Source organism: Streptomyces sp. BE20 (genome assembly GCF_036322525.1).
Classification (GTDB): Bacteria; Actinomycetota; Actinomycetes; order Streptomycetales; family Streptomycetaceae; genus Kitasatospora.
Map to the genome: position 1 here is coordinate 92,973 of NZ_JAQYWW010000567.1, position 10,829 is coordinate 103,801.

Genomic DNA, 10,829 nt, shown 5'->3' on the forward strand with positions numbered 1-10,829 from the left:
CACGGACGAACCCGGCCGTCTCCCCCCGGTGGCGGGCCCTACCCGCGCACCGGACCGGCCCCCGCGTCAGCCAGCGCCTTCGGTAGGCCCGGCTCGCGGGGCCCGAGGAAGAGCGGGTCCGGCCGCAGCCAGGCGTTCAGCGCCGCCTTCCCCGCCCCCGGGATCTCCCGCAGCCCGCCGTACAGCCAGGTGAGGTCCCGCGCCTCCGGCACGCCCACCGCGTACGACTCGATGCCGGCCGCCCGGCAGAGTGCCAGCGCCCGCCGCACGTGGAAGTCCTGACTGACCAGCACCGCCCGCTCCACCCCGAAGATCCGGTGCGCGCGCGTGCAGGAGTCCCAGGTGTCGAACCCCGCATAGTCCCCGACCACCCGGACGTCCGGCACCCCGTGCTCGATCAGGTACCGCCGCATCGCCTCGGTCTCGTCGTAGCTCTCCCGGCCGTTGTCCCCGGTCACCAGGATCGCCTGGACCTTCCGCCGTTCGAACAGCTCGACCGCCGCGTCCAGCCGGTGCGCCAGGTAGGGCGAGGGCCTGCCGTCGAACAGCCCGGCGCCGAACACCACCGCCACCGGTGCCTGCGGCGCCGTCGCCACGGTGCCCACCCGCTCCCCCGCCGAGAACCAGAGCCAGGCGCTCGGCGCCAGCGCCAGCGAGCAGCAGACCGTCACCAGCTGGAACAACCGGCGCTGCGCCCGCCTGCGCCGCAACCGGACGCCGAGCCGCACCGCCCTCCGCATCACCAGGCCGGGGATTCCGGAACCGAAGCGCACGTGCCCTCCCTCTGTCGGTTCACCGGCCACGACGAAACCGCGGACCCGGACGGTTCCCCGTCCGGGCCCGCGGCCTCGTCAGATGCCTGTTCAGACAGCCCTGTTGCGGCGCTGCGCCAGCTCGTCCGCCGGGTCGTGCCCGGCCACCGTCTCCCCGGTGTCGGTCCGCTCCGCGTGCAGCCGCCCGAGGGTGCGTTCCAGCTCCTGCCAGACCGCGCCGACGGCGATCCCGAAGACCCCCTGGCCGCTCTTCAGCAGGTCCACGACCTGCTGCGGGGTGGTGCACTCGTACACCGTCGCGCCGTCGCACATCAACGTCAGTCCGGTCAGGTCACAGACCTCGACGGACTGCAGGTGGGCGACCGCGACCCGGATGTTCTGCAACGAGACGCCCGCGTCGAGCAGCCGCTTGACGATCTTCAACAGCAGGATGTCGCGGAAGCTGTAGAGCCGTTGGCCGGTCGCCGGGAAGGTCGACCGGACGCTCGGGGCCAGCAGGCCCGTGCGGGCCCAGTAGTCCAGCTGGCGGTAGGTGATCCCGGCCGCGGCGCAGGCCGTCGGACCGCGGTAACCGATCAGCTCGGACGTGGGCCCGAGTCGCTCCAGGGCCGGCTGGCCGGGCTGGACCGCCGGGAACCGGCCCACCCGGGGCAGTTCCGGCCGGGGCAGCTCGGTCACGTTGCGGGCGGTGCGCGGCATGTGCACGGTGCACAGGCCTCCCACGGCCAATTCCTCGCCGGTGCCGGTCATGCCTACCTCCGTCCACTCGTGCTGCGGGCAACCCAGACCACGGGCATCGGACACCCGGGCAGCCCCTCCTGACGGTAGGCAGTCCCCTATGGCCCGTCAACGATCGCCACGCCGTGGCGGGCAGACCACATCACTCAGGAGAGTGGTTTTTCGTGCCCCTAGTGTGGGTAGGTGGACGCGGTTTGGCAAAACGGCCGGACACACACGGCCCGCCGGCCCACTGACCGGCCGCACGCCCTACTGCGGGCCGCTGCCGCCGAAGTCCTCGGGCGACACCTGGTCGAGGAACTCGCGGAACTTCTCGACCTCGTCCTCCTGCTCGTCCGGGATCGCGATGCCCGCCTCGGCGAGCACCTCCTCGCTCCCGTAGATCGGCGTCCCGGTCCGCAGCGCCAGCGCTATCGCGTCGGACGGGCGGGCGCTGACCTCGACGCCGCCGGTGAAGACGAGCTCGGCGTAGAAGACGCCCTCGCGCAGGTCGGTGATCCGGACCTCGGTGAGCTGCTGGCCCAGAGCCTCCAGCACGTCCTTGAAGAGGTCGTGCGTCAGCGGGCGCACCGGCGTCATGCCCTGCTGGGCGAAGGCGATCGCGGTCGCCTCGCCGGGGCCGATCCAGATGGGCAGGTACCGATCGCCCCCGACCTCGCGGAGCAGCACGATCGGCTGGTTGGAAGGCATCTCCACCCGGACACCCACGACGTCGAGCTCATTCACACGAGCAACCCTATGGCTCCCGACCCGGATATGAAAGCGCAGCGCCGACGGCGCTGGTCAGCGCGGTGGCGCAGGTCAGGTCCAGGCCCGCAGACCGGCCTGGACCATGGCCGCGTGCAGCCGGACGGAGAGGGTCGCCAGCTCGCGCGCGGTGGCCTCGGCGTGCGCCCTGGTCTGGGGGTTCCGGTGCCGCCGCAACGGCGCCACCACCTGCTCGACCAGGGCGATCTCCCGGTCGGCGGCGGCCTTCATGGCCCGCAGGTGGCGCGGTTCCAGACCGAACCGGCCCAGTTCGGCGACCAGGCGGGCCACCTGGAGCGCCTCGCCGTCGTACCCGCCGTCCGGCCCGGGCGCGATCAGCCCGTAGGACTCCCACTCGGCCAGTTCGCGCTCGCCCGCCTCGGCGGCGGCCAGCAGCTCGGCCCGGCCCAGGCGGACCCCGGCGGAGGCCTCGGCCGCGGCGGTCAGCTCGCGGTCCGCCTCCTCCACCGGCCCCGGGCGGCTGTCGGAGGGGCCGGGCAGCGCCGGCGGGGTCTCGCCGCGCTCGATCGCGTCGAGGTGGTCGCGGATCACCCGCAGCGGCAGGTAGTGGTCGCGCTGCATCCGCAGCACGTGGGCCAGCCGCTCGACGTCGGCCGGGCTGAACTTCCGGTACCCCGAGGGCGTGCGCTGGGGCTCGACCAGGCCCTCCGCCTCCAGGAACCTGATCTTGGAGATGGTGACCTCGGGGAAGTCGTCACGCAGGAAGGCCAGCACCGCACCGATGCTCAGCAGCTCGTCGCCGCCGCGGCGCCGGCCGCCCCCGCCGGGCCGGTCCGACCGGACCGGCTGCCTGGGGGCCGCGACCACCCCGCGCGAGCCCTTGTCCGGCGTGTGACCGAACGGCGCGGGGGTGGCCGCCCCGAGAGGAGAAGAAGGGGTATTCGTGCTCACTCGGGCTCCTGCCGACGTTGGTTTCAGTACCCCCGGTTGTGGCTGGCGAAGAAGACCAGCCGGTACTTCCCGATCTGCACCTCGTCGCCGTTGTTCAGCGACACCTCGTCGATCCGCTCCCGGTTGACGTAGGTGCCGTTGAGGCTGCCGACGTCGGCGACGGTGAAGCCGCCACCGGGCGTCCGGCGGAACTCCACGTGCTTGCGGGAGACGGTGACGTCGTCCAGGAAGATGTCGCCCTGCGGGTGGCGGCCGGCCGTGGTCTTGTCCGAGTCCAGCAGGAACCGGCTGCCGGAGTTCGGGCCTCGCTGGACGATCAGCAGGGCCGAACCCGGGGGCAGCGCGTCGATGGCCGCCAACACCTCGGCCGAGAGGGCCGGCGTGCCGGTCCCGGTCGTGGTGTTCGGGTCGTACGACTCCAGGCCGGAGATCGAGATCGTCGAGGTGGTCTCCGCCGACCCCTCGGGCAGCAGACCACCGCGCAGCGCCGAACCGCAGTTGGAACAGAAGCGGGCCGCGGCCGGGTTCTGGTTGCCGCACCTGGGGCACGGAGTGGGGCCAGCCATGTTCACAGCCTCCTGGCGCGGCACACCCGACGGGTTGTGCCCGGCGTACGGGTCCGGTGCAAACCCTCCACCAGAGGTTGAGGGTCCTGACGGGAAACCTATGCGCGGGGCGCCGGAGGGGTCAACCGACGCGCCGTAGCCCGCCTGATTCCCGGCGTACTGGGCGCCGTCCCGGAACAGCGGGCGCTCGGCGTACTCCGCGCCCTCGGGAGCGGGACGCATGCCCGGCACGGCGGGTTCGTCGTCCCGGCGGTGGCGCGCGGTCGGCGCCTCGACGGCGGCCGCGTCGCGGCCCTTGTTACGACCGAACAACTTAGAGAAGAAACTCACGGGCGAATCCCCTTGCGTGTGACAGACCCGCCCGCGGGGCAGGGTGAGGACCTCGGACAGGTTGCGGGCCCGGTCGTGGATCGGGCCGGCTGGAGCGGAACTCCGACTGCGGTGCTCACTTCGGAGCCGGTTTGGCGTACTGCGGGGTCTTCGGGTCGACGAGTGCGTCGACGACCACCTTCTGCTGTTGGGAGATGGTCGCGCGTGCCTGGTTGTTCTCCAAGGTACGGACCACACCCCCCGGAATGTTCAACGCGGGTGTGAGGTCCTGCGGATTCCCCACGACGGTGAACCGGTAGGGCGCCGAGACCTTCTTGCCGTCGATCTGCACGCCGCCGCCGGACACGTCCGTGAAGTAGGTGTTGACCACCACACGCACATCGTTGATCTGAATCGCCTCCGCCCCCGCCGCTCGGAGTTCCTGCAGGGTGTCCAGCAGCATATCTGCCTTCACCTGCCCTTGGGGATCATCGACCGTCAGTACGATCCCCGGACCAGTGGCTCGGACGGTCCCGGCCAGAACGCCGAGCTCCGTCACCTTCTTCCTGGTCTGTTCCTGGGCTTCCTTGGCCTGGTTGGAGCTGTTCTCCAACTTCGCCAGGGACTGCTCGAGCTCCGCTTTCTCCTGCTGGAGACGCTGCTGACGGCCGTCCAGTTCGTCGAGGATGCGAACAAGGTCTTCCTGGCGCGCGCCACGCAGCTGACTGTGGTGGTCGTTGGTGGACCGCACCTGGATCGCCAGCGCCAGTCCGAGCGAGAACAGCAGCACCGCCACCACCAGTTGGCCGCGCGACAGCCTCGGCGGCCAGACCGCGGCCTTCAGCCGTCGCCGCCCCGCGGCCCGGTCGTCCCGGGCCGGCCCGGACTCGGGTTCGGGGGCGGTCGCGGCGGCAGACGGGAGGGCCGGCGCAGGTTCCGGTACCGGTGACGGTACCGGTACCGGGGACGGCGGGGACGGCGCCACGGACTCGGCGTCCGGCCCCGCCGGCTGTAGCTGCGGCGGGGTTTGGGTTTGGGGCTGCGGGATCGACTTCGCTGCGGGCTCGGGCCGTGGCTCCGGCCGCCGTACCGGTTCCACTGCCGCCACCGGCGGCAGCGCACGCGCGGGCGCAGGCGTCACCTCGGGGGCGCGCGCCGGAGCAGGCTCCGTGACCCCCTCCGCAGGCTCCGCTTCGGGCTCCGCCGGGGCCCCGGGCGCGGGCTCGTCCCCGGCCCCGTCGGCGGCAACGCCCTCCGGCCTCCCGCCGGGCAGAGACTCTTCGGCCGGCTCCCCCCGCGCCTCCCGCTCCTCCGTCACCGCGTCCGCGGGCTGCCCGGGCCGTTCCTCGGGCTCCGGCGCGATCGCCGGCCCGTCGGACCGCCTCACCGGCCGGGCCCCCGACCCTTGCCCGGGCTTCTCCTGCCGCTTCCCGTCCACCGGCTCGACCGGTACCGGCTCGCGTTCCTCTCCACCGTCCTCGCGCACAACTTCTCCCGCAGATCCGTCCGCTTTCTTCTCCGCCGCCCGCTCGCGGCCCGGCTCAGGCGCGGAAGACATGGCGCCTGATCGCAGCGGCGTTGGAGAAGATGCGGATTCCGAGGACGACGACGACGCCCGTGGAGAGCTGCGAGCCCACGCCCAGCTGGTCCCCGAGGAAGACGATCAGTGCCGCCACCACCACGTTCGACAGGAACGACACGATGAAGACCTTGTCGTTGAAGATCCCGTCCAGCATCGCGCGGACGCCGCCGAACACCGCGTCCAGCGCCGCCACCACCGCGATCGGCAGGTACGGCACGACGGCGTCCGGTACCTCGGGCTGGACGAAGAGTCCGACGACGACCCCGATCACGAGACCCAGTACGGCAATCACGGTCTAGCTGCTCCTGTCGCTGCGGAGGGCGACCCGGTGGTCGCGGTGGGCGGACGGCCGGTCGTGGTCTTGGCCGAGGGGCTCGGCGAGCGCTTCCCCGAGGCCTGCCCGGTCGGCTTCGCGGACGGCGAGGCGGTGCCGGACGGACTCGCGGTGCCGCCCGTCGACGGTGAGGCCGATCCGGAGGGCCCCGCGGACGGCGACGCCTCCCCGGAGGCAGGCGGACTCGCGGTGGGCGAGGGCTCGGGGAGCGCAGGTTGGGCGGTCCGCAGGGTGACCCCCACGGCTGCGGGCAGGGTCAGGCTCTTCTGCGCGGAGATGGTCGACTTGATGCCGTACTTCTCCTGCAACAGCCGCAGGTACTGGCCCGCCATCGCGTTCTCGAAGGCGCCCACCAGCTTGGGCCCGTTCCCCAGCGCCTGCACGGTGTACGGCGGGACCAGGGGCCGGTTGTCCACCAGTACGGCCTCACCGGCCGCGCGGATCGCGGAGAGCGCGGTGAGCCGCTGCCCGTTGATCGCGACGGCCTCCGCGCCGGAGGACCAGAGCCCGTTCACCACCAGTTGCAGGTCACGGTCCCGCAGCCGTCCGCTGTTCGAGAAGCCCTGCCCGCTCCGCGGGTCGACGTTGCCGCCGGCGCCCGTACCGGTCGCGTCCTCCAGCACCAGCTTGACGCCTGGCCCGGTCACCTCGGCCAGGCCGACCGCGCCGGCCAGGACGGCCGGGTCGACCTCCCCCGGAGCGAGTGCCTGCTGCTGGGTGCTGTCGACCCTGCGCCGGAGTTCCTGGACCTGCTTCTGGAGCTGGTCCGCCGACCCGTTGGAGTCGTTGATCCGGTGGATCAGGGCGTCGCGCTCCTTGGCGAGCGTCGGCTCGGCCTCGTGCGCGTTCACAGCCCCGACCGTGAGGACCGCGCCCACCAGGGCCAGCCCGGCCCCCAGCGTGAGAAGCCCCCGCGCCGTACCGGGTATCCGGTACGGACCGTCGCCACCCCGTGCCGCAGCCGCCTCGGCGTACCCCTCGTCGAGGCTGTGGTCCATCACATTGGTCAGCAGGGACATCGAGGCATCCGGACGGTTGTACCGTCCACTGCTGGCACTCGGCGTCGGCGTCGCTGACATGCGGACCATCGTCCCACGACCGACGAGGGCCCCGTACACAACCCCTGACCTGCATACATACCAAAACGGACCGACCGCCACCAACCACCCGAAACGGACAGCGGGGCGGTGCGGCACCAGCCGCCCGCCCCGCCGCCGACCCGTCACCGGGCTCCGGCCGTCACCTCCCGGCGCCGTCGACCACCGCCGCCCATTCGTCCAGCAGCGCCTCGGTCGCCTCGTCGTCCGGGCCCTCGGCCCACAGGTGGGTGACCGCCTCGGCCGGGTCCGGCAGCACCAGCGTCCACCGCCCGTCCGCCTCGACGACCCGGACACCGTCCGTGGTGTCCAGCTGCCGGCTGCCGGCCGCCTCCACCACCGAACGCATGACCATGCCCTTCGCCGCCCACGGCGTCGCGATGTCCCGGCGGCGGATGTGCGCCTGCGGGATCCGCGCGTCGATCTGGCTCAGCGTGAGCTGCGTCCGGGCGACCAGCCCGACCAGCCGGACGAACGCCGCGGCGCCGTCCAGCACACCGCTGAACTCCGGCACGACGAAGCCGCCGCGCCCGTCCCCGCCGAACACCGTGCCCTCGGCGGCTGCCGCCTTCGCCAGGTCGTCCGGCGTGGTCGTGGTCCAGGTGACCTGCGTGCCGTGGTACGCCGCGACCTGCTCGGCGATCCGCGTCGTGGTCACCGGCAGCGCCACCTGACCGCTCCGCCGCTCGGCCGCGACCAGGTCCAGCAGGACCAGCAGCGCCCGGTCGTCGTCGATGACCCGGCCCAGCTCGTCCACGAAGGCCACTCGCTCGCCCACCGGGTCGAAGCGGACCCCGAAGGCCGCCCGGGACGACGCCACCAGCTCGCCCAGCCGGGCGAGCCCGGCGCGCCGCTCCTCGGCGTCCTCGGTGGGCCGGGACTCGTCCAGCCCGCTGGAGACACTGAGCGCCTCGACCCCGAGCCGACCGAGGATGCTCGGCAGGACGAGCCCGGCGCTGCCGTGCGCGGTGTCCACGACGACCTTCAGACCGGCCTCGCGCACCCCGGTGGTGTCGACGGCCCGCAGCAGGTTGCCCGCGTAGGAGTCGAAGACGCTGGACGGGAAGGTGAGGTCCCCGATCTCGCCGGGGAAGGCCCGGCGGTACTCCTGGCGCGCGTAGACCCGGTCGAGCTTGCGCTGCCCGGCCTGCGAGAGGTCGGCCCCGCGCTCGTCGAAGAAGAGGATGTCCAGCGAGTCCGGCACCCCGGGCGTGGTCCGCAGGAAGATCCCGCCGGCACTGCCCCGGGCCGTGTGCTGCCGGGCCACCGGCATCGGCACGTTCTCCAGGTCGCGGACGTCGATCGCACTGGTCTGCAACCCGGAGATCATCGCCCGCTTCAGGGCGCGCGCACCTCGCGAGTGGTCACGCGCGATGGTGACGGTCGCGCCCTTCTTCAGCGTCGTCGCGTACGCGCCGGCGAGCCGTACGGCCAGCTCGGGGGTGATCTCGACGTTCAGGATCCCGGAGACACCCCGCAGCCCGAACAGGTGCTCCTGCCCGCGGGACTCCCAGATCACCGAGGTGTTGACGACCGCGCCGGCCTCGATGGTCTTGAACGGGTAGACCCGGACGTTGGCCGCGATGATCGACTCCTCGCCGATCAGGCACTCGTCCCCGATCACCGCGCCGTCCTCGATCCGCGCGGCCCGCATGACATCGGTGTTCTTGCCGACCACGCAGCCCCGCAGATTGCTCTGCGGCCCCACGTAGACGTTGTCGTGGATGACCGACCGGTGCAGGAACGCCCCGCGCTTCACGACCACGTTGCTGCCGAGCACGGTGTGTTCGCGGATCTCCACGCCGGCCTCGACCTTGGCGTAGTCCCCGATGTACAGCGGCCCGCGGAGAACCGCCTCCGGGTCGACCTCGGCGCCCTCGGCGACCCAGACCCCGGGCGAGATCTCGAACCCGTCGATCTCGACGTCGACCTTGCCCTCCAGGACGTCCGCCTGGGCCTTGCCATAGCTCTCGTGGGTGCCCACGTCCTCCCAGTAGCCCTCGGCGACGTACCCGTAGACCCGCTTGCCCTCCTTCAGCAGCTGCGGGAACACGTCACTCGACCAGTCGACGGACTCACCCGCCGCGACGTAGTCGAAGACCTCGGGTTCCATGACGTAGATACCGGTGTTCACCGTGTCCGAGAAGACCTGCCCCCAGGTCGGCTTCTCCAGGAAGCGCTCCACGCGCCCCTCGTCATCGGTGATCGTGATACCGAACTCCAGTGGATTCGGCACCCTGGTGAGACAGACGGTGACCAGTGCGTTCTTACTACGGTGAAACGCGATCAATTCAGAGAGGTCGAAGTCGGTCAGTGCGTCACCGGAGATCACCAGAAAGGAGTCGTCCTTCAGGGCGTCCTCGGCGTTCTTGACACTCCCCGCAGTGCCCAGTGGCGTCTCCTCGTTGGCGTAGGTGAGATTCATGCCCAACTCTTCACCGTCACCGAAGTAGTTCTTGACCAGTGAGGCCAGGAACTGGACGGTCACGACGGTGTCGGAGAGGCCGTGCCGCTTCAGCAGCCGCAGCACGTGCTCCATGATCGGCCTGTTGACCACGGGAAGCAGCGGCTTCGGCATGCTGGAGGTCATCGGGCGGAGTCGGGTGCCTTCGCCCCCCGCCATTACAACGGCTTTCATTACGGGTGCGTCCTCCTTCGCGGTGTGGACCCTGCAGGTCCATCAAACCGTTCCAGAGGGGGTCTACCCGGAAGATATCGTCCGACGCACCGTGTCGCCGTGGGACTTCTCTCAGATCCCGTCTCGGGATCGCGTCTCAGACAGTGGACGCGGAGGAGGCCGAGCTGCCCCGGATGATCTGGCGCGCCTGGACGGCGTAGAGAATGCCGGCCCACCAGTACAGGGCGGTCCCCCACCAGATGAAGGCCCAGCTCACGATCTCGGCCGGCCGGGCGATCCAGCTGTCCCCGGCGCCGAGCAGCAGAAGCGGAAACGCGTACATCAGATTGAAGGTCGCGGCTTTCCCCAGGAAACTCACCTGCAACGGCCCGTAGCCGTGCCGGTTGAGAAGGGGAAGGAGCGCGGCGATAAACAGCTCACGCGCAATCAGGATCGCCGTCAGCCACCACGGCAGGATCTCACGCCAGGTCAGGCCGAGGAGCGTGGAGAGCACATAGAGCCGGTCCGCCAGCGGATCCAGCAGCTGCCCCACGCGGCTGATCTGCCCCCACCGGCGGGCGAGTTTCCCGTCCAGGTAATCACTGATACCGCTGAGCATCAGAATCAGCAATGCCCAGCCGTCGTTGTTCGGCCCGTCGAACACCGGCCAGAGGATCAGCCAGAGAAAGAGCGGAACACCGACCAGCCGGCCCATGCTCAGCAGGTTGGGGATGGTGAGGACGCGATCGGTCTGGACTCGCGTCTCCTGGACCTCCACCCGGGGGCCTCCTGTCATGTGTGGCAACTTCGCACGTTGACCTTACAACAGAAAAGCCCCCGCCCGGTTCCCCGGCGGGGGCTTCTCCATAAGAATTGTTCGGCGGCGTCCTACTCTCCCACAGGGTCCCCCCTGCAGTACCATCGGCGCTGTGAGGCTTAGCTTCCGGGTTCGGAATGTAACCGGGCGTTTCCCTCACGCTATGACCACCGAAACACTATGAAACTGTCAACCGCACCCACACCGTGACCAGACGTGTGGGGGTCGTTGTTTCAGAACAACACAGTGGACGCGAGCAACTGAGGACAAGCCCTCGGCCTATTAGTACCGGTCAACTCCACCCCTCACAGGGCTTCCATATCCGGCCTATCAACCC

Annotated in this window: 9 protein-coding genes, 1 rRNA gene and 1 pseudogene; all 11 read right to left on the reverse strand. The window is 70.9% G+C overall.

Features of this window, described 5'->3' with window-relative positions; translation table 11 throughout:
* Positions 1-38: 38 nt before the first annotated feature.
* The 11 genes and pseudogenes from PUR61_RS10085 to rrf all read right to left on the reverse strand — a co-directional run bounded on the left by PUR61_RS10085 (position 39) and on the right by rrf (position 10,667).
* The gene (locus PUR61_RS10085; RefSeq protein ID WP_329877972.1) at positions 39-740 is read right to left on the reverse strand and encodes a SanA/YdcF family protein; all 702 of its coding nucleotides are present in this window, start codon (positions 738-740) and stop codon (positions 39-41) included.
* Positions 741-863: 123 nt separating this feature from the next.
* On the reverse strand, positions 864-1,523 hold the full coding sequence (locus PUR61_RS10090; protein ID WP_329877941.1) for a MerR family transcriptional regulator: 660 nt from the start codon (positions 1,521-1,523) through the stop codon (positions 864-866).
* Positions 1,524-1,760: 237 nt separating this feature from the next.
* Positions 1,761-2,237: a bifunctional nuclease family protein gene (locus PUR61_RS10095; RefSeq protein ID WP_063350203.1), complete on the reverse strand. Its 477-nt coding sequence runs from the start codon at positions 2,235-2,237 to the stop codon at positions 1,761-1,763.
* 75 nt (positions 2,238-2,312) lie between these two features.
* Positions 2,313-3,011 (reverse strand): transcriptional regulator FtsR, encoded by a 699-nt coding sequence (gene ftsR, locus PUR61_RS10100; RefSeq protein ID WP_329877974.1) that lies wholly within the window; start codon positions 3,009-3,011, stop codon positions 2,313-2,315.
* Between the two features lie 182 nt (positions 3,012-3,193).
* Positions 3,194-4,066: an FHA domain-containing protein gene (locus PUR61_RS10105; protein ID WP_329877945.1), complete on the reverse strand. Its 873-nt coding sequence runs from the start codon at positions 4,064-4,066 to the stop codon at positions 3,194-3,196.
* Between the two features lie 115 nt (positions 4,067-4,181).
* Complete coding sequence (locus PUR61_RS10110; protein WP_443035143.1) at positions 4,182-5,093, reverse strand: DUF881 domain-containing protein; 912 nt, start codon at positions 5,091-5,093, stop codon at positions 4,182-4,184.
* A 493-nt stretch (positions 5,094-5,586) separates the two neighbouring features.
* Entirely contained in the window at positions 5,587-5,919 is a 333-nt protein-coding gene (locus PUR61_RS10115) for a small basic family protein (RefSeq protein ID WP_030062488.1), read from the reverse strand.
* A gap of 254 nt (positions 5,920-6,173) precedes the next feature.
* Positions 6,174-7,049: pseudogene (locus PUR61_RS10120) on the reverse strand (DUF881 domain-containing protein); the annotation flags it as partial.
* Positions 7,050-7,200: 151 nt separating this feature from the next.
* Positions 7,201-9,696 (reverse strand): mannose-1-phosphate guanyltransferase, encoded by a 2,496-nt coding sequence (locus PUR61_RS10125; RefSeq protein ID WP_329877964.1) that lies wholly within the window; start codon positions 9,694-9,696, stop codon positions 7,201-7,203.
* A gap of 136 nt (positions 9,697-9,832) precedes the next feature.
* On the reverse strand, positions 9,833-10,453 hold the full coding sequence (locus PUR61_RS10130; RefSeq protein ID WP_329877966.1) for a CDP-alcohol phosphatidyltransferase family protein: 621 nt from the start codon (positions 10,451-10,453) through the stop codon (positions 9,833-9,835).
* A gap of 97 nt (positions 10,454-10,550) precedes the next feature.
* Positions 10,551-10,667, reverse strand: a 5S ribosomal RNA gene (rrf, locus tag PUR61_RS10135).
* Positions 10,668-10,829 lie beyond the last annotated feature (162 nt).